The organism is Candidatus Nitrosocosmicus agrestis, assembly GCF_008389435.1.
Classification (GTDB): Archaea; Thermoproteota; Nitrososphaeria; order Nitrososphaerales; family Nitrososphaeraceae; genus Nitrosocosmicus; species Nitrosocosmicus agrestis.
Map to the genome: position 1 here is coordinate 175,353 of NZ_VUYS01000005.1, position 20,348 is coordinate 195,700.

Sequence of the window (20,348 nt, forward strand, 5' to 3'; positions counted from 1 at the left end):
ACAGATGAAAATTGTATTTAATAAGAAAGAAAATGCTTAATGATATTTCGAAGAAAATAGATAAGGCCGAAGAAAATGCAAAAGAGATTGAAGCAATTAATCTGGAGCAGCGTGTTCAAAAATGAAATAATTGATGTTTAGATATGGTGATTGACGTATTCATAAAGAGTACAGAGATATTAGAAATTGAGAACTACAATAAGGAATTTGGGAACCGGTGGCCCATCTGATCATTAGAGGATGCTATCATCAAGAACTGACTATATAATAATCTATATTCGGGTATGTTTCTATAAAACAGAATTGCAAAATCTAAATAAAGGTAGTTAAGTTAAATATGGCAAAGTAATTGGAATTATTTTTAGGACTAATTGGTCCAGCTGGGACTAATCTTGAAACTGTTTTGTCTGTTCTTACTTCACTATTTCATAATATACAATATGAAACCAAAGAGTTCAAAATAAGTAGAATATTGGGTGAATTTCCCGAAGCGAAAAAGATCAATTCATCGATGGAATTTGAAAGAATTAATGGTTTCATGAATCTGGGTAATTCTATAAGAAAAGAAAGCAAGATGGATGATATTTTAGCCAGATTGTCGATATATAAAATAAGAACTTATAGAAATAACATTCTAAATGACTTAAAAAAGCCCCTCGAAAGAACTGTATATATAATTAATTCTCTTAAGCATCCATCAGAACTAAAATTCTTGAGAGATGTGTATAAATCGTCATTCTATGCTATATCCGTTTATACCTCCCGAGAAAAAAGACTATATCATCTTTCTCAAAAAATGAGCCTATCCGAGTTTAGTCAACCATATGACAGAATGAATGTAAAAGCTGAAGAATTGATTCAACGTGATGAATCGGAGAAAGAACGAAATCCTCATGGACAAAATATAAGGGACACATATCCTGAAGCGGATGTATTTATTGATGCTACAACTGATCAAACCTTAAAACAATCGCTGAAGCGTTTTATCGAAATTATTTTTGGCAATACGTTTCATATTCCTACAAATGATGAATTTGGAATGTTCAATGCCTATTCAGCCGCACTGCGTTCAAGCTCATTGGCACGTCAAGTGGGGGCCGCAATCACTAATCAAAACGGAGACATACTTTCAACTGGGATGAATGATATTCCATTAAGTAATATAGACATTCAAAACAACAACTATGATGAAAGAAGCTATACCTCAAGTTATGATACAAGTGATGAAAAAAAGCTTCTCGTTTTGGGAGATCTACTTCGCAAATTGAATGAATTAGAATTGTTAAAACAGTGTTACAAGGATAATGAATTTGCTGATTTGATTAAAAAAATCAAACCTGATTTAAAGAATTCCCAAATTATGAATATTATTGAATACAATAGAGAAATACATGCTGAAATGTCTGCAATACTTTCTCTTACAAGAAATGGTATGAGTACTAATGATTGCAAATTATTTACTACTACATTTCCTTGTCATAACTGTGCAAAACACATTATTGAAGCAGGTATAGAGCAGGTCATTTACATAGAGCCATATCCAAAAAGTCTGACAGCAGATATGTATTCCGACTATATTCAAATAGGTAGCGAATGCAATAACAAAGATAAGGTATACTTTAAATCTTTTATTGGAATTTCTCCAAGAAAGTATATCGAATTATTCAGAATGATGCAACGTAAGGATGATGACGGAAAAATAATTTCATGGAATAGAACTCATCCTAAATTAAGATACTCTGAAATCCCTGAATTTTATATATCGAGAGAAGCCAACGAAGTCATTGAGGCAGTTGATTTTCTAAAGAAGAAATTAGCAGAATAATGATATATACTCCCTTACACTGAGTTTGTGTAGGTATGTTCAAGGCTAATTGGGAATGTGAAGTAAGTATGAAAGAAAAGGAGTTAACGTTAAAGGAAGAAATGAATAGAGAAATAGAAAATTTTAAAGAAATTCCACCGTGGTTAAAGATCTATAAAAAAGATAAACCAAAAGAGTAATCTGTTCATCCATTTAACAATATTTTAATGAATTTCATCGACTAATAATTCTATTTGATCCTAGAATAAAGATACATTTGGATTATCGTGCATTGGCGATAGCCCTGGTACTGTTAAGTGAAATGATCTATCGTCTTTTAACCTCACCATTTCCTAACCGCTCTATTTGAATGAAAGAGTTTGGACCATATCTCCTATGTCTAAAAGTAATGCTATTATATTAACTACGGTTAAATCATAACGATAAATCTTGTTGTATTCTCCAAATTTCATGTCTATCCCAATATCGACACATGAACTAGTGGGAATGAAAAAAGGAGAGAAAGATGAGTAATCAATTCATATCCAAACACAATGATGAAAACATTCTTCTCAGCCCTACCGCTAATGCACATATAATCCTAATTCATGAAAATCAGTTTGATTTAGATACAGCAATAGCGACTTATATTAATGAAGGACTAAAGAGAGGTCAACTATGCATTTATGCTTCGGTTAGTTTAGCAAATGAAGGTTACTTGGACGATTTTTCGAAGCGAATTACAAACTACAAAGAAAATCTAGAGGAAGGAAATTTGATTCTTATAGATATGAGACCTCATTATGTTAATGCAATGGCAGGAAACTTAGAATCTTATGATGAATTGAAAGAAGCAATAACAAATATTGTCAGTAAGGACAAAAATAGATCTGACAAGTTTATTCGAATAATTGGCGATTGCACAACGTTGTTACTCCAAAATAAGCATTTAGAACAATGTATTCAAGTTGAACAATGGTGTAACCAAAATCCATTAGAAGGTTCTATTCTTTGTGCATATCCAAAATCATTATTGAATCAGTTTCCAATTAATGTCTGTCTTTCTAGATTATTTAATTGTCATGATATAATAGTCAACAGCAGTGGAAAACTAATTCCCAAGTTTGCTAGACAATACATGTTCGAATTCAAGTCATGAGATAAATAAGCCAAATTTTATTAATCTATTAGTCTATTTTATAAAAGCGAGTATTAACGTTAACTTAAAGAACTAACAATGTTATAAAAATACTCAATCTTAATATGGAACATTTTTCTGTAACAGTTTATGAATAATATAAAGACTATTTTCTTATTATTATTCCTATTAATAGGAACAACATGCTTAAATGAACCTTTTATGCCTCTCAGTAATGCCAGTAGTAATTCAAATGATGAAGATGATTGTGATCCTGAGGATAGGGAATTCTTTGGAGACGACTGGTGTAATGACTTTGGCTCCTCTTCAGAAGCCAATGATGATATTGATGCCAATGACGATGATTGTGATCCTGAGGATAGAGAATTTTTTGGAGACGACTGGTGTAATGACTTTAGTTCAAGTTCCGACGATAGTAGCGATGAACAAGATGATTCAGCAATAACAGATAATGATGATGGAGATCTAGCCTCTCAACCTTCATTAGAACCTGAAGAACAAGAACAGCAAGACAATTTCCAATCTATCCCTGATACTCCTGAAAATGATAACCTTCTTCCTGCTCAAGAATCTGGCAAGGGATTAAATGATAATTGTTTAAAATCAGGATTTAGCCAGGAGAGATGTAATAACATGCTATTTTCTGATGATCCTGGGGGATACTGCACAACACTTAAGATGGGTGGTTTGCCTTGTCCTAAAATACAGGATCCAGCATTCACTTATGGGAATCCAGAGGCAGCAAGGTTTCAATCAGAACAGCAAATTGAAAATACGGAACGTGCGATACAAGAATTTGATGATGCAGTACCAAATGACTTAGGCCAAGGGTTTGCAGATAATTAGCGTTTATCAGGTTCACTTAATTTTTTATAATTATTTATTTTCCACATATGTTTAACCAGTCTGAAGTTATTGTCTTTTCATTATTTCCAAAGTATGGACTATGCTTAACATGCAAACTATATTATCGGACCATATTCATTTACTCACAATATGTTAATTATAATAGTTAATGATAATGGAGTTGATTGCAAAAATAAAGATTTTTAAATAACCTGCAATTCAATGATGTAATGAATAAGCATTTAATTATAATTTTAGTTATCCTTTCGTTAGGATTGATGCTTTTCCCTTATAGTGCAAATGCTCAGACGCAACTCGAAGACTTAACAAATACGTTTAATGATAACTCTACAGGTTTTACCATACATTATCCATCAGATTGGCAAGTTGCATCCAATCAACAATTAGAAACTATATTCGGTCCTGCTATAGAAGAATTGCAAGATAATAATACTGATATGACTATCGAAGAAATTGGTAAACCATTATTAATTCTATATCCAAAGCAACCAACTGGAGCTAATATTATGGTAATGTATCAACAACTTCCTTCCCCCATGACATCTCATTCTTTCATGAATTCTTCATTAATGTCTTTACCTGTGGATATTATAAAACCGAGTAATATTTCGTCGACTTCAATAGGGGGATTAGCAGCATTTAAAGTTGACTTAACCGATATAGTTAGCAATACGGTATTGACTCAGCTGTATGTTACAAAAAATAGTACTAATGGGTTTATTATACAATATCCTGCAAATGATGAATTAGAACTACAGGAAATACAAAGTATAAATTCAATAGTTGGATCAATTAGATTCAATTAATTTTTATCGAATGTAGTTATTTAGAATTATAAATTTTTCAGTAAGATTGTATTTGCAATTGAGTTGTTGGAGAAGAATGTTTGAATTTGAGCTTAATTGGCATGCGGTAAGGATAAATACCACAAATGTAAATGCTCTCATAGTGAATGAAAAAAAATAATCATTTGTTTGTATTTGGCTTAACACTTTTTTTAGTAATTTCATTATTAGTTTCTCCATCTCTCGTGGGTATGAATGTCATGGAGAATGTATATGGTCAATCTTCTGGAGAATCAGATCCAAAAATTCGAACTGGGCCGCCTGCAGATGAATTTATCTCTAAGGATTTTCCTATTTCTGAACAAAATCCTACTAATGCTGAAATCCACGGGGATACAAAAGTAACAACAACAACTCCCACCCCTCCTACTAATGCTGAAATCCACGGGGATACAAAAGTAACAACAACAACTCCCACCCCTCCTACTAATGCTGAAATCCACGGGGATACAAAAGTAACAACAACAACTCCCACCCCTCCTACTAATGCTGAAATCCACGGGGATACAGTTAAGATATCAACTCCTGAACCGCCTTCTTCAGTAGTAAAAAAGAATCCTTTTAAGATTTTCAAAGGATTGAAAACAATTGTTCCAATCTTCGCAGTTGCTGGGTTGTTACTAACAGCGCAGAGTGCTCATGCTGCTTATCAAAATGGAGATTATGGTACGGCTATAGGCGATTCTATGCAAGTATTAGGTGATTCTATTGCTATAGCTGGCGTTGTTACTGTGCAGCCGGAAATAGTGGCGGCCGGAAAGGTGCTAAGTTATGGTGGACTAATTGTAAGTACTGCCTTCTTCTTTTTTAAGGGCGGGTTAAAGATGATGGATTCGTTGAAAGCTGAAGCCAAAAAAGCTCCTTTCGTCTCTAATTCCAACCCCATTACAAGAGTAAGTGATACTAGAAGCAGTAATAACGAGGACAATAGTCCCAGATCTGTAGTAGAATCGGTATCAGCCAGAATTTGTGATAGTGCCTGTCTTGCTGAAAATAATGATGTGGATCCAGATAATCCAGATAATCCAGATAATCCAGATAATCCAGATAATCCAGATAATCCAGATAATCCAGATAACGTCGGAAGTCTCCCTCCAATTTGTAATCCTGGTCAAATTCTAACATTTGAGGGTTGTGTACCTGAGACTCCAACATGTGGTGAAGGCGAGGTCTTGGAGAATGGCCAATGTGTACCTGAGACTCCAACATGTGGTGAAGGCGAGGTCTTGGAGAATGGCCAATGTGTACCTGAGACTCCAACATGTGGTGAAGGCGAGGTCTTGGAGAATGGCCAATGTGTACCTGAGACTCCAACATGTGGTGAAGGCGAGGTCTTGGAGAATGGCCAATGTGTACCTGAGACTCCAACATGTGGTGAAGGCGAGGTCTTGGAGAATGGCCAATGTGTACCTGAGACTCCAACATGTGGTGAAGGCGAGGTCTTGGAGAATGGCCAATGTGTACCTGAGACTCCTCCAATACCCCCGTGCACCTCTGAAAACGTGGGCTCAGGTAATTGTAAATCTGATAATGCAGAATGTACGCAGAATCCTGTACTTCCTGCTGCTGTTAATTGTAATTTTACCGATAGTGAAGGTAACACTCATCTTTACACTTATTGGAATGGTGTTTTACACGGTTATTGTGCGCCAGGTGGAGGATGTGTCTCTACTCCCATAACAGGTCCTCCAGTTGACGCCCCTCCGCCACCACTCTCCACAACTGAAACTGCCACACTAGCAACAACTGAAACTGCCACACTAGCAACAACTGAAACTGCCACACTAGCAATAAGTACAGTTGCACCATGTGAAAGTTTGACATCTATTAAATCTAATTGCTCTAGCGTGGTATCCTTACCTTCTACTTTAACTCCTTTTATCACTACAACTGAACAGCCTACAGCCGAATCTACTACAACTGAACAGCCTACAGCCGAATCTACTACAACTGAACAGCCTACAGCCGAATCTACTACAACTGAACAGCCTACAGCCGAATCTACTACAACTGAACAGCCTACAGCCGAATCTACTACAACTGAACAGCCTACAGCCGAATCTACTACAACTGAACAGCCTACAGCCGAATCTACTACAACTGAACAGCCTACAGCCGAATCTACTACAACTGAACAGCCTACAGCCGAATCTACTACAACTGAACAGCCGCTTTCAGACTCTGATGATAGGCTTGACAATTCTCAATCTAGTGACAATATTAGTGATGACAACGGCGGAAGTGATGACAACGGCGGAAGTGATGACAACGGCGGAAGTGATGACAACGGCGGAAGTGATGACAACGGCGGAAGTGATGACAACGGCGGAAGTGATGACAACGGCGTAAGTGATGACAACGGCGGAAGTGATGACAACGGCGGAAGTGATGACAACGGCGGAAGTGATGACAACGGCGGAAGTGATGATAGTCAAAGCGGTAGTGATGACAACGGCGGAAGTGATGACAACGGCGGAAGTGATGATAGTCAAAGCGGTAGTGATGACAACGGCGGTACCTAATATGCGAACAAATCCCATCCCTCCATAGTATTATGAAGAATGTGGAAAGAGTTGATCTACTTGAATATAAATCCAGAATTATTTGACCTTATACTAGCAATATCCCAATCCGTTCTAGGCCAGTATATAGACAAATAATTAAAAAAGAATCCGTCATTTGTGTCAAATTTGTTTCACAAACCTCTGGCCCATTGATCATACTAAATTGAATCTTCGATATCGAAAAAAATTTGAATTGACTTGAGTTTATGATTTTGTCTATTGTCTTTAAATTTTTAATGTTGTAAGAGATCCATGAATAAGGTATACGAAATTAACTCGAATATTCTCCTACTTGCTAATATTGCAATAGTAATTCCTTTAAAATTAGAAAGGATAGATGGATTAATATCTAATTATTATAACAAACAATGTAGGGATCTACAGATGACTATCTCCATCATAATACCTGATAAATTATCTACTGCAGGCATGGGTGAATATCATTACTCATTTCTACAAGAGGGACTTTATCAGCCTGATCAAGATTCTCCTGAAAGTTGGAGAGTAGTCAGTGTTAGACATCTAGTTGATGATGACTCAAACAGCCTACAAGAGTATGAGAAATGTATTGATACGGCTATAGCCACAATTAATCAGCATGGAAAGGTAGTAATTTGTTGTAGTTATGGTATATCACGTAGTAACGCTATTGCTGTAGGTGTACTTGTAAAACATTTTGGAATGGATTTTGATAATGCGGTAGAATTAGTAAAAAAAATGGTCAGCAAAGCAAATATCAAAAATGCACATATAATAAAACTAAAAGAACTATTCGGAATTAACAATAGCAAAACCTTTGTCTCCACTTGATGTTTTAAAATTACAAATAATCTTAGTTGTAAACTGTCGTCAAAGTGTGTGCTTGTAAATACGCAATACGAATTGAAATCTCCTACTTTTCGGCCTTTTCAGTTATGCTAGTCTACTCAAGATTCTGTATATATGAGTATATGGAAAAATTAATCCATGATGGTCAAATTTGTTTCACCACTGTCTGGCCCACTGTTATATTGCTACTTTCTTAATATTCACAAATAAAACAAAAGATGAAAGAAAAATTTGGAATTAGAAGCACAGAAACAAGTTTTAATGTTCATGTTTTTATTTGTATTTAATATAGGTAGCTTCAACTATAGTTATGACCTAGAACAAGTAGGAGATTTCTTTGATAATGTTGTTTCTTTCCTATTTAAGATATCGTAAAAAGATGTGAATTTCTATAAAGATGAAAAAAGTATCTTTGGATGGGGACTTTAACAGTATTATGATATTTTTGCAATACTCATTCTTGATCGAGTGTTTAGCTCACAATTTTGCAGAGGTGTACTAAATAACGCTAATTACAATAAAGACCTATTCTCTATGGAGGAACATATGAAACTGAGATGTGTATTGATTCATAACTCTAATCATATCTAATAAGATTACTAAGGAATGGAATATTGATGATTGCAAGATATTGATGAACATGTAATTGATTTTAATAACAAGTCTTTAGTATCAAAATGTTACTGAGAGAGAAATAATTATAGGTTAGATAGATTTCTTCTTAAAATGATATCCTTTTACCACACGTACAATATGAGTGAAAAATTCTTCTGTTGACTCGATCTTTGCAAAGTGAATATTAAATATGACGATTTTTTTTGATTAATGATGAATATGTCTCATAATGACTAAATTCAGTTTCTAGCTTCTCTTAATAGTCATTTCGAAACCGAAACCTCGAGGCTTTGGAACTATTTTATTTTCTTTATTTTTTTATTATTGAAAAATGCAGTATTTTTAGAACTTGTATAACCGTCTAGCAATAAGTAATATATATTTTACAAAAAAATAATGCGGTCAAACTATTTGTACACAAAAAGATGAGATCTGTTTATCCCTTTGGTAAATGAACAAATAAGATATAATTTTTGTTCCAAATAATACGTATTTAAATTAGTAGTTATTCCAACTGTGCTTCAAATAATGACTGGAAGTGGATGAAGCAAATCAAGGAGGAGACACAGCAGTCTTGTTAACGCGTATAGAATGGATCTTTTAACTTTATTGATGTTTAGATTATATCTTTTTTACAAGTCATAGTCAAAAAAAATTAATCAATAATTTTGTTAAACTCTAGTAGAAAAATCAATCTATTAATTAATGTATAATATTATTATAAAAAAAGAATTCAGAATCAAATATCCAAACTATGATAAGTTATTTTTCAATTATACATTATGATTATAATGAGTAACGTAACAAAAAACCATAAAATGGGCATAGTAGCAATCTTTGTTGCCGCAGCTTTAGTAGGTTCAGTAGTTGCATTCGGTAACGACAATATGGCATTTGCCACAAAAAAACACAATGACGCTGAGCAAGAAATTGAACAAGGACAAGCAAACGAACAGAATGCACAATGTGTTTCTGGAGAATTTACCTTAGCTTCATGCAATAACGTTGGAATACAATTACAAGAACAGCTTGGTAATTTGGCTTTAGGCCAACGATAAACTTTTTATTTTTAAAATAAAAATTAATTATTATTTTTACTGCCAATTATAATATTACTATTTTAGTGACTTTCATTTTAAATAAATGTACAATGTCCATTTCACATGAAATAAAGAATAACTACTGCGTATTTGAGAAAAAAATGAGAATCTGCTGACATTCGCCTTTGTGAGCATACTGATATTTAGTTAACATATGTAACATTACATTGGTTATATCATTCATTAAAATATAAGTTACCTCAGCTGTTTGATTGTGTTGATTTGGCCTGTTTTTTATCCGGATAAAAACTTACTATTGGCTATCAAAACAGATGGGAAACATATGTCCAATCTACTGTGAATAAGTCTGCAAAAAGTTGTCCGCAAAAGAATTAATACTTTTTCATCCATTCTGTGCAGGGCATATTAACAAATTTGGTAAGGCAAAAAACCATGTTATTTGTTTACATGGTTCCAATTCTTTCCATATTTATTACAATACTTTACATCTGTAAGGTTTAGATCTTAACATCTATACATTTGCTTCATAGGCTGTTGTCAAATTCCCACTGAATTCGATTAGATTTTGCTGTATCCATATTATTTGAAACTCATCTTTATTCATCCACAATACACACATATCAGTTTCCAGATCTCCATAGTGAATATGAATTGACCTAGTAGGGATCAAGCATACTGTAGACAATTTGTATGGTAACAATATCGTGTTAACTTTTCATCCATTGGATTTCGAAATAGATAGTGGGAAGAATAGAAAACGCAATAAACAAAAAAAGAATTTATCTATTATCTAACATAGTTAAAACAAGGGATTGAGTCGTTAGAGATTTTGATTATTATTACTGCTTTATTCTGCCGTCGCTGATTTAGATATTTATCTCATATGCCTTATTATTTTTCCATTGTGCAAAATTTTTCTGAAATTATATGAAAGAAAAAGAATCTTTTCATAGTAATTCATCCAAAATACCATCTAAAGTCAAAGGTCAAGTAAATGAATGAATACCTTTAATGTTCATCCTTTTGACCGCATTTGCTGTTTCGTGTATTTTTTAAGCAATACAAATGAAGATAATCTTGCCGTGTTGCAGTCAATATTACTTCGACAACAACCAAACTTCAATTAATGTTGGGGAAGTATACGACCAAAAAACAATACAAATTGAAAATACCTTCATAATGTTGTAATCCTTATACCAACTGAAGCCTACGAATCAATTAATCAAAAGAAAAGTCAGCGGCCATTGGCCATTGGCCATTGCGTCCTAAATTCCACAAAACTTGTTAGTTAGTAAAGATACAGCCGTAACCTGGCATAACGTAGGTGTGGATTATGACCCTATAATAAAATTTGTAAGCCCGGTAAATGAAATATTTTTGAACCTGAAACGTTTCCTTATTTAGGGTATATTACAGTAGTTTTTAATAAAGCGGACAATATCCTTATTTTGAAGATGGCGACCTTAACGATGACAAATCATTCAAGATGACGGGTACAGTGCATGTTATAGAGTCTACTAATGGCACTGAAACTAACAAACAGCCTCCTATAAAGAAGGCTGGATACTAGAAGGTGCCATCAAAAGACTCGGATGCAATAACTTCCTCGTGGACTAGTGATGGTTATTAGGTGCTTGGAAGTCATGCTTTTAATGATGTAAAATGCGGACAAAAGGGAGCCGGTCCTACACAGACAAGAATAGTATGGGACTCTGATAAAGATAATGTGGAACAACTGCTTCAGCCGATTGTAGATATAACGAAGGAATTCCATATAGTTAAAAGAATTCTATATCTGTAATTTCACTAAATGGAAATATTTTACTTCTTGAAAATACTATGCAGTTAGAAAATGTTCACTGTATTATTCCTTCAACGATATCGGATCATGTATTTTTTTGATTATGTAGAGCCGACAAACATGATAAATATATGCTTACAAAGAATATTGATTGTTCATCTGTTTTTCAATGTTTCCTATTAGTCTGTTTGTTATACTTGGAAAAGCAATTGAACTGATAAAGTGTTATGCAAGAGAGATATATGTGATATGAGAAATTAATTAATTAATTAAGATGCTTTTTTTACAATTGATAAAAAGAACAGACTTAATATTGCTAATGTTATTGACGTATGGAATAGATCTTGTAAGAGATAGTTAGAATAGTAGTATTTTTCCATTATTAATTCTACAAATACATCAAATGCAAACAAACCAAAGGCAATTGCAGCATACTTGATGTTTTTTACACCTGTCTTTCGATAAGAAGACAGTGAAAGCACCAAAAGTGCGATTGAAATAACTCCTATCAAAATACTTTCTAAACTCTCAACTGTTATCGCGATGTCAGCTTGAAGCAAAAAATCACCGAAATTTAGATTATTAACCGAATTTAAAAGTAAGGAGGAAGAAGGTAGTTGTATAAATTCAATCATATATCAAATTCTTTTCCTTGATTCCTATTGACTAAAGAACTGGATAAAATATTTCAATGTTTTTGTACAAACCTCTATCTGATTATTTTTTATTCTAAAGAATCTTGGCAAAACATTTAGTTAATTGTATCATATTTTTTTTAAGTCAGGAAAGTTTTACCATGTTTGAATCCTTTGAATAAAAACAATGATTACAAAAATTCATGTTTTTGTTCTATTATTCCATTTTATCAATATTCCTCAGAATATGGATGTTATATTGTTTCGTGTATGTTCAGTTTGAATATTGCCTCTAGATCATTTTCTAAACCAAACTTGCAAAATTTCGCCGACATAATCGGTATCAATGCTAATAGAAAAATTAGGTGAATCAGATGGAAAATGACTTTCGCATATTTAATAGAAATCCTGTTTATCTTAAAGTATTCATTGTTGAACCAATTCTTGTATCGTGTATTGATAAGACTTTATTCGCTGACATCTATACATATGTTCAAAGAGTATCGCCAAATATAACAAAAAGTGAAGTAAAGGAGCATTTGTTTTACCTTGTTAGTAGCTCTTTTATTGATTATAATGGAAAAAATAAAACATATTATATTAGTCAAAATGGAATCGATTTACTAGATATCGTTTATTCTCAGAGAAATATACGAGAAGTAGATTATTCAAGTTTAACTTTAAAGGTAGGATGATATTTTGATTAGATTGCAGTTAAATTTGAAAGAGGGATTATTACTTACATTTCCTATAATTCTTGTTTTCATGATACTAGTTTCCTCATTTACCTCTTGCCAAATTAATTCAGCATATGGAGCCTATGCTAAAGCTCCAGAATCTCCGACGGGTCCAACGGTAAATGATGATAACCTCGCTGTTGAAAAAGTAGCTGGTGATTTGGATATACCTACCAGCATGGCATTTTTAGGACCAAATGATATTTTAGTAACTGAAAAAGAGACAGGGAAAGTGATGAGAATAACCGATGGTAAATTAATGCCAGATCCGGTATTAGATGTACCTGTTGCTGCAAGTATAGAACGGGGATTACTGGGAATAGCCATATCTAAAAATAATCAAGAGGGAAAAACTTTTATTTTTCTCTTTTATACCGCATCCGGAAATGGCGTGGATGAAAGTGATGTGGATGATGAGGTACCACCACTAGGTAATAGGTTATATCGATATGAATTGGTTGATGGTCAACTAAAAAATCCGGTTTTGTTATTAGACCTTTCTGCTATTCCTCCAAATGACAGGCCTGAGCATAATGGTGGAAAGGTTCTGATTGGTCCAGATAACAATGTGTATCTAATCGTAGGAGAAGTGGGAGGCCATAGAACACAGGCTCAGAATGTTATTGACGGTCCTGCTCCAAATGGCTTAGGTGGAGTATTACGTATAACTCAAGATGGAAAAATAGTGGACCCGGATAATCCTATCTTTGGTGAGGGATTACCCTTAAATATTTACTATGCAATGGGCATCCGCAACAGTTTTGGAATGGATTTTGACCCTCTAACAGGTAATCTATGGGATACCGAAAATGGTCCCGATACAGGAGATGAAATAAATCTAGTATTTCCTGGGTTCAATAGCGGCTGGGTGCAGGTTCAAGGTTATATGAGCGAGGATTTACTTGAAAATGGTGTTTCAGAAAATGATCTCGTATATTTTGGTAACAGCCATTATGCTGACCCGAAGTTTGTATGGGATACTACTATAGGTATAACCGCGTTAAAATTTCTGAATTCAGATAAACTAGGCAAAGCCTATCAAAATAATATGTTTGTGGGTGACATCAACAACGGGCTGCTTTATCGATTTACGCTTAACGAGGCGCGAGACAATATCCTCATAAATAATACATATGTAGGAGACTTGAAAGCCCTGCAAGATAATGAAATAAACGATCCGAAAGAGAATCAACCTTTGATATTTGGTCAAGGGTTCGGTGGAATAACCGATATTCAGGTTGGACCAGATGGATACCTCTATGTTCTTACCTATACTGGTTCTTTATACAAGATATTGCCTAAAGCCGATAGCACATTACCGATCTCACAAAAAGCCGAGACTGCGACTGAGGATGATTCGGTACAGGGCAACTCTGTAAACGTAGTTATTCGCGGAATCAATGGAGGTAATTCATATTCCCCTAATCCAATTGAAATCCAAGCCGGTCAAACCGTAACTTGGTATAACGGAGACACTATTTCTCACACAGTTACTTCCGGACAGGATGGTGATGATGATGAAGGTTCATTGTTTGATTCAGACGCAATAATACCAAACCAACACTATAGTGCAACTTTTGATGAACCAGGGGAATATGACTACTACTGTGTATATCACCCTTCTATGGTTGGAGAAGTGAAAGTAGAATGATTCTTAAAATCTCAAGTCGAATTAAATTTAGTCAGTAGGATGCTGCATGGCTATAATATATGTAATCTCTATTAAGAATGCACTTTTGACATCTGATTTGTCAGATAGTGAAAGTGCTAAACGGTTTTTTACCAACATGATATCTGAAATAGTCGTTGATAATATTGTAATTGATTTTTCGGGTGTTAAGCAAATGAACCATTTATTTGCACTTCAGTATCTCAAAAGTAAACAGAGTATGAGTTTAAAGAAGGCAATAAAAGAGATTTGTGTTCCTAAAAATATTTATCTAATGATCAAAGTAGCTCAGAAAGAAATGGATCGTTCTTCCCGCAAATCTCTGTATAAAAAGGAAATTATGCAAAATAAACTTACAGCAGACTAGGTTTAGATCCCCTCCCCGAAAAGGAATGGGTGTGCTTATTGCCTTATAATTTTGACCAACTTTACCTGCTATTTAGTATCAGTCAAGTGTGGTCAGTAGAAAGTAAGTTAATTTGATAAAGATGCTTCTGTGGTCAGGGTATTTGATATTTTATTTCCAGCAGTATCTGTCATGTAAACTTCGGCTTTAACATCTTTTATTGTTTTATCTGCAAAAGAGGTTGCAAATTGCATTGGACCAGCCTCTCCTAATACATATCCCTTCGTAATTTTTGAAGTCTTTATGACATTGTCGTCAGAGTCATATACCTTCATTGTCCCAGCCATTGGAGTATTAATCAACGAAGGATCGTTAGTTTGATAGTTTATTATTATTTTTAACTGATTATTTTCACTGCTTTTTAGCGGGGCAAATTCTGCAGATACCAAATCGATTGTAACTCTGTCCTTCGAGGCTATGTTAGTATCTGTAGAAGGAAAAGAAGTTTTTGTCTGTTTATCAAAATCACTGTTCTGCTGCCCATCTCGTTGACCCTCGGCAAATACTTTACCAACTTCACTAGGAACATATGCAGTTAGCACGAACATCATACAAGTTGCAACCAAGAGAGTCATCACAAGACCGGGTAACATAATACGATGTGTTTTTGAATGATTTCCGGTCGATTGCCTCATGGAAGAATTGTTATCTGTAAAATCTGGTGAGAATTTTAGAGATAGAGTCATGATTTATTGTAAGTTTATTGTAATATAACTACTAGGATATTTTCTAACTTAAAATATTTAACATAGAAAGTTTGTTTTCATTGTTATCTATTTTTTTATAATTATTTATTTTCTAAATCATTTATGATATGTTACTAAGCGTACTTTTATCTCATCAAATCAAAATGCACAAGAATCAGATTGTGAACCTACTCTTTCTAGACAAAGTTATGGAAAAAGAATTAGTGAAAGAAGAGCATGAGTATGTAAACCGAATTTTGTATCACTCGATCTTATTATCATCTATTGTATTGTCTAAGGAGTCATCACTATATTCTATACCTTCTGTTGCATTAATCAAGGTATTATTGTTTACCTTATTTTGAACAGAATTATGATAAAGGTAGACTCCTTGGCTTTCACAGTTGCTTACAGTATTTCCATACACTTCATTATTATGAGATTGAGACAAGAATATGCATTTATCTTCATCGTGGATATTATTATTTCGTGCTATAGAATCATACATATTCCTGCTAAACATGATTCCCGATCCTGCACTGTTAGATACCTCGTTACCTTCTATTGTAATGTTATAGCAATCCAGTGAACATATTATTCCCATAGCTCCATGATTGTAGACAGTATTGTTTCTTATTATCATATCATGGGTTGCAGTATGAGGATCAAATCCATACATGAAATTATCATGGACGTGATTTCCTTCCAAGATAATGTTACCAACACCTACAGAGTAAAATCCGAATCGATTATGATGAATTTCATTATTTTTTATGATACTGGTGCCATTATTTCCATAATAGCTGATGCCAGAACAACCACTACCGCATTCATAACCAAGATATGCTATCTCTGAGTTTGTTATATTTGTGGTTCCGGTAGTTTCATCATCTGCTTTTATATATGGTCTAGGAATAGCGTCAATGCCTGTGTGCTCATGCTCCCTGTCAGGCAGTATATCTACCTCAAATTTGATATAATCACTTTTTATTGGGTCCCATGAGGTGATTTTTACCGAATCAATGATCAAATTCCCTAATACTGTAATTGAGTTTACATTATCTCTGTCACCTCCTCCATTCTTATCTCCTGCAAGAATCTTGAGCCAATTGATATCCTTCGAATCAATGACCAAAGTAGCATCTTTCTCTACCACTATTCGTGAATCGAGTATCCAAGTATTGTTATTCTCTTTTTTTAATAGATCTGGATTTTGTATAGCTTTGTCTATATCCGTGAGGGCTATAGGATGGATGCAAGAAATAGAAATTGTATTTCTTTCGTCATCCACACTATAATTAATGCAGCTCTCGCCATCTTGAGTAGATTCTTGGGCTTGTGCTACTTCGTTTATTGAAATACTCAATACAGATAGTGAAAAAACGATTAAAAAATAATGTAATAATGCCTTTGCATTCAATGTAATTTTTCTTTTAAAGGATGACATAATAAGATTTACTGTTTGAATAGGGTTATTGGATTTACCTTAATAAAATTGCAAATAATTTTTAAGCTGCGTTAGATTTAGGAATTTCTTTTTAGATTTATTAATGAAAATAAATATACAGCAATTAATCATAGAAACCAACCGCACCTCACAAGCTAAGCTAAACATTTGACATCGAAATTCTAAAACTCTATGATGTATTATTTTACTATGGGAATTTATTGGCAGACACTTTTCTGTTTCTTTTAATATTATATTTTTTTCTGTAATGAATCTGCAAATATATCTCATAGTAGTTCAAATTGCCGATTAGTGAAAATTATACCCAGTGAACCTGCAATATTAAAAAAATTCTTTATTATAGAATTTATCACAAGACATAATACCGAATCGAGGCTAATTCGTTTCTCTTTTCTTATCAAAGTAGATTTTATAGTCGGACACAAATATCAAAGTGCAAATAATTTCTATTTTTCTTTTTTTTTTGGAAAATCACTTTAACAGTGGTCCTTCTCATGAACATCAAGGAGATATAGTAGACTGGATTTGTTACCTTCTGTTCGGTCAATCTAAATCCTGTCTTACTACATCATTTCGATTTGCTTAAGGTGTATTATTTTAGATTCTCTAATATACTAAAATATTTTGTTTTTTCTGTCTAACATAGGTGCTGACGTCAGAGATTGCTAAAATAATTTTTATAATCTAAAAAATATTGTTATTATTTTTTAATTCATATAGTAGAAAATAGCCGTATTTAAAAAAAGGGTTATTGTTGAGCTAAGGCATTATTGCCTGTATTTACCTGATTTTGAAAGTTAAAGTTGTTACCCGAACCTACTGTATCTCCGCCTGATACTACCTGGCTATTTTGCTTTGAAGATTGAGATTGTCCGATACCTTGTGAAGCTTTGTTACCTCCTTTTCCATGGCCATCTTGTGCTAAGGCATTATTTCCACTATTTTGTTGGTTTTGTACACTTATGTTGTTACAAGATCCGCTAGTGCTGCCTCCTGAAACACACTGTGAGTTTTGCTTTGAAGATTGAGATTGTCCGATACCTTGTGAAGCTCTGTTGCCATCATCGTCATCATCGTCATCATGGTGATGCTTAAAGTATTTTTTACACCAGTTCTTGCTGTGATCATCTCTGCAATCATCCCAGTTCTTGTATTTTTGTTTAGCAAATACATTATCTGACATGGCAGCTGGTGCAAAAATCATGGCTAATGCTAGTATTACAGATGTTGATACTAGTATTGTTTTACTTGGAATCATACTTGTATATAGTAATCTGATAGTTCAGCATATAACAGATACTTTAGACTTTTATGTAAATATCTTGAAGTAATATCAGATAGTAAAATATTCCTCTTATTAAAAATTATGGTACAAAAGTATAACCAATTGAAAATAGACAAGATTATATGTTGTGGTTTGTAAACACCGGTACTAATTCTCTTATAGTAAATACCTAACTTACATGGCAGTATGGACTAAAAGGATTCTTTCAATTATTTTTTTCAAATGATACGCGATAACTAATAGCTTCTTAGAAAAGTTCGTCTAACTTTAATTTTCAAAATCTAAAGGTCAACTTTATAGATCTAGATTTTGAAACATAGATTTGATACTTTGTTTGCAATATGTATACAAACGCAATTATAAAAGAAAATTTTTCCTTATCAACATTCTCTTGTATAAACTATAATTTCGTTATTATAGATAAGGTGTCACCCCTTAATAATGTAATATGTTAACAAAACTCAACTAGATCCTGATTAAATTCTTTCATACATCTTCCCTAGAATATCTTAATAAAGCCTTCAATTTGAATTAAGTGTTAGCAAAAAATTCTTTAAATTGCCTGATTATATATCCTAAATGTACCTTAATGTAGTATTGCTCTATTATTTTGATACTATGATCGTAAAAAAAAGAACAGTACAAAATAGTGTAATATTATTTAAACTTTGTTCAATAACTTTGAATAATGAAGAACTATATGAGGATCAACATTCTGGTAATACTAGGAATTAGTCTGGCATTACTACTAAATACTGGAACCTCTAGTATTTATGCACAAAACTTTACAAATCAAACTAGCGGACAAAATTTTACTCAGCAACAAGCTCAACAACAGTTGGATCAGGCCAATCAACAAATTCAACAAGCTGAGCAACAAAAACAACAGGCTCAGCAACAATTACAACAAGCAAATCAGACTCAACAACAAGCAAATCAGACTCAACAACAAGCAAATCAGACTCAACAACAAGCAAATCAGACTCAACAGCAAGATCCAAAGATGAATGAAAAACTGCTTAATTACACAAATGCAGCTATTTTAGCTTTGAACGACGATAATACAGAGGCTGCTCAAACCAGTTTACAACAAATTCAAAGTGCATTAATTAACGCAACAGGTAAACAAGTTGTTATAGTTCCAGCTCCGGCAATATCGTCATCAGATGAATCAGACGACGGAGAATCTGGCTAAACATTTTTTTATTTTTTTGATCTGCTCTTATTACTATAAAAAAATATTTTATTTGATTAAATAATTCTACTTATTCTTGTCATCAACTAAATTGAAAATTTATTTAGTCTATCTTCATCCTAGCAGCAATTGTCTTTAATTTGAATTATTTATTTAAACTTTGTAGCCATTATTTTTGTAATGACTAAACTAAAAATGTCTATTCTGTTAACAATATTTGCAGCTGCAATTTCAATAATGATCGGTTCTAACAACGTCAATGCTCAGACTGTTACTTTAGATTTACATAAAGCTAAGGATCCAGGTCCTGGATTTGGTAATGAAACTATAGGAACAGCTTCCTTTGATGCACACAATAATACATTGAATGTTGCCGTAAATATGACCGCGGTACCAAAACAAGACAAAGTATTTGAAGCATGGCTTGTTGATGCAGACGGATCTAACTATAAATTAAGCTTGGGTGCGATTGCAGGTAATAGTTTAAAGACTTCGGAAATAATGCTGAATCCATATACTTATACCCAATTCATTATTACCGAAGAACCACGCAATGATGTTGATCCGAATGCTGCGGGAACATATGGAGGAGTTGACCTGCCGCCACCATTTGGACAGTAATGGATTTTATCTTTTTTTAGGCTCAAATATTATCATTTTTTGAAGATATATATGTAGTTTTTCGAAATCTAGATCAATTATCGATTATACTTGATAATAAAT

The 20,348-nt window shown here is 33.6% G+C and carries 18 protein-coding genes; 14 read left to right on the forward strand and 4 right to left on the reverse strand.

Annotation, left to right across the window (positions count from 1 at the left end; translation table 11 throughout):
• The first annotated feature begins 349 nt into the window (after positions 1-349).
• From F1Z66_RS04740 to F1Z66_RS15275, 9 genes are all read left to right on the forward strand, one after another.
• Complete coding sequence (locus F1Z66_RS04740) at positions 350-1,825, forward strand: anti-phage dCTP deaminase (protein WP_149862458.1); 1,476 nt, start codon at positions 350-352, stop codon at positions 1,823-1,825.
• Positions 1,826-1,860: 35 nt separating this feature from the next.
• Positions 1,861-2,004, forward strand: a complete 144-nt coding sequence (locus F1Z66_RS15265; RefSeq protein WP_154670486.1) for a hypothetical protein — start codon at positions 1,861-1,863, stop codon at positions 2,002-2,004.
• A gap of 326 nt (positions 2,005-2,330) precedes the next feature.
• Entirely contained in the window at positions 2,331-2,963 is a 633-nt protein-coding gene (locus tag F1Z66_RS04745; RefSeq protein WP_149862459.1) for an MEDS domain-containing protein, read from the forward strand.
• 129 nt (positions 2,964-3,092) lie between these two features.
• Positions 3,093-3,809 (forward strand): hypothetical protein, encoded by a 717-nt coding sequence (locus F1Z66_RS04750; protein ID WP_195907478.1) that lies wholly within the window; start codon positions 3,093-3,095, stop codon positions 3,807-3,809.
• A gap of 230 nt (positions 3,810-4,039) precedes the next feature.
• The gene (locus F1Z66_RS04755) at positions 4,040-4,636 is read left to right on the forward strand and encodes a hypothetical protein (RefSeq protein ID WP_149862461.1); all 597 of its coding nucleotides are present in this window, start codon (positions 4,040-4,042) and stop codon (positions 4,634-4,636) included.
• A 146-nt stretch (positions 4,637-4,782) separates the two neighbouring features.
• The gene (locus tag F1Z66_RS15270; RefSeq protein WP_154670487.1) at positions 4,783-7,197 is read left to right on the forward strand and encodes a hypothetical protein; all 2,415 of its coding nucleotides are present in this window, start codon (positions 4,783-4,785) and stop codon (positions 7,195-7,197) included.
• A gap of 294 nt (positions 7,198-7,491) precedes the next feature.
• Positions 7,492-8,049: a protein-tyrosine phosphatase family protein gene (locus F1Z66_RS04765; RefSeq protein ID WP_149862462.1), complete on the forward strand. Its 558-nt coding sequence runs from the start codon at positions 7,492-7,494 to the stop codon at positions 8,047-8,049.
• Between the two features lie 1,424 nt (positions 8,050-9,473).
• A complete protein-coding gene (locus F1Z66_RS04770) occupies positions 9,474-9,740 on the forward strand; it encodes a hypothetical protein (RefSeq protein WP_149862463.1) in 267 nt (88 codons plus the stop codon).
• Positions 9,741-11,373: 1,633 nt separating this feature from the next.
• Complete coding sequence (locus F1Z66_RS15275; RefSeq protein WP_154670488.1) at positions 11,374-11,544, forward strand: hypothetical protein; 171 nt, start codon at positions 11,374-11,376, stop codon at positions 11,542-11,544.
• Between the two features lie 269 nt (positions 11,545-11,813).
• Here the strand turns inward: F1Z66_RS15275 and F1Z66_RS04775 are convergent, their stop codons facing one another.
• Positions 11,814-12,179 (reverse strand): hypothetical protein, encoded by a 366-nt coding sequence (locus F1Z66_RS04775; RefSeq protein ID WP_149862464.1) that lies wholly within the window; start codon positions 12,177-12,179, stop codon positions 11,814-11,816.
• A gap of 374 nt (positions 12,180-12,553) precedes the next feature.
• Between F1Z66_RS04775 and F1Z66_RS04780 the strand changes: the two genes are divergently transcribed.
• Genes F1Z66_RS04780 through F1Z66_RS04790 form a run of 3 tightly spaced genes read left to right on the forward strand, consistent with a single transcriptional unit; the run spans position 12,554 to position 14,952 of the window.
• Entirely contained in the window at positions 12,554-12,874 is a 321-nt protein-coding gene (locus F1Z66_RS04780; RefSeq protein WP_149862465.1) for a hypothetical protein, read from the forward strand.
• 4 nt (positions 12,875-12,878) lie between these two features.
• Entirely contained in the window at positions 12,879-14,567 is a 1,689-nt protein-coding gene (locus tag F1Z66_RS04785; protein WP_149862466.1) for a PQQ-dependent sugar dehydrogenase, read from the forward strand.
• 46 nt (positions 14,568-14,613) lie between these two features.
• Positions 14,614-14,952 carry a hypothetical protein gene (locus tag F1Z66_RS04790; RefSeq protein ID WP_149862467.1) on the forward strand — a complete coding sequence of 113 codons (339 nt, stop codon included), beginning with the start codon at positions 14,614-14,616 and terminating at the stop codon, positions 14,950-14,952.
• Between the two features lie 107 nt (positions 14,953-15,059).
• Here the strand turns inward: F1Z66_RS04790 and F1Z66_RS04795 are convergent, their stop codons facing one another.
• The 3 genes from F1Z66_RS04795 to F1Z66_RS04805 all read right to left on the reverse strand — a co-directional run bounded on the left by F1Z66_RS04795 (position 15,060) and on the right by F1Z66_RS04805 (position 18,403).
• A complete protein-coding gene (locus F1Z66_RS04795) occupies positions 15,060-15,677 on the reverse strand; it encodes a hypothetical protein (RefSeq protein ID WP_149862468.1) in 618 nt (205 codons plus the stop codon).
• 262 nt (positions 15,678-15,939) lie between these two features.
• Positions 15,940-17,124 (reverse strand): right-handed parallel beta-helix repeat-containing protein, encoded by a 1,185-nt coding sequence (locus F1Z66_RS04800; RefSeq protein WP_149862469.1) that lies wholly within the window; start codon positions 17,122-17,124, stop codon positions 15,940-15,942.
• 769 nt (positions 17,125-17,893) lie between these two features.
• Positions 17,894-18,403, reverse strand: coding sequence for a hypothetical protein (locus F1Z66_RS04805; protein ID WP_149862470.1), 510 nt, complete (start codon positions 18,401-18,403; stop codon positions 17,894-17,896).
• A gap of 727 nt (positions 18,404-19,130) precedes the next feature.
• Between F1Z66_RS04805 and F1Z66_RS04810 the strand changes: the two genes are divergently transcribed.
• Both F1Z66_RS04810 and F1Z66_RS04815 read left to right on the forward strand, forming a co-directional pair.
• Positions 19,131-19,625, forward strand: coding sequence for a hypothetical protein (locus tag F1Z66_RS04810; protein ID WP_159357476.1), 495 nt, complete (start codon positions 19,131-19,133; stop codon positions 19,623-19,625).
• Positions 19,626-19,805: 180 nt separating this feature from the next.
• On the forward strand, positions 19,806-20,246 hold the full coding sequence (locus F1Z66_RS04815; protein WP_195907479.1) for an anti-sigma factor: 441 nt from the start codon (positions 19,806-19,808) through the stop codon (positions 20,244-20,246).
• Positions 20,247-20,348: the final 102 nt, after the last annotated feature.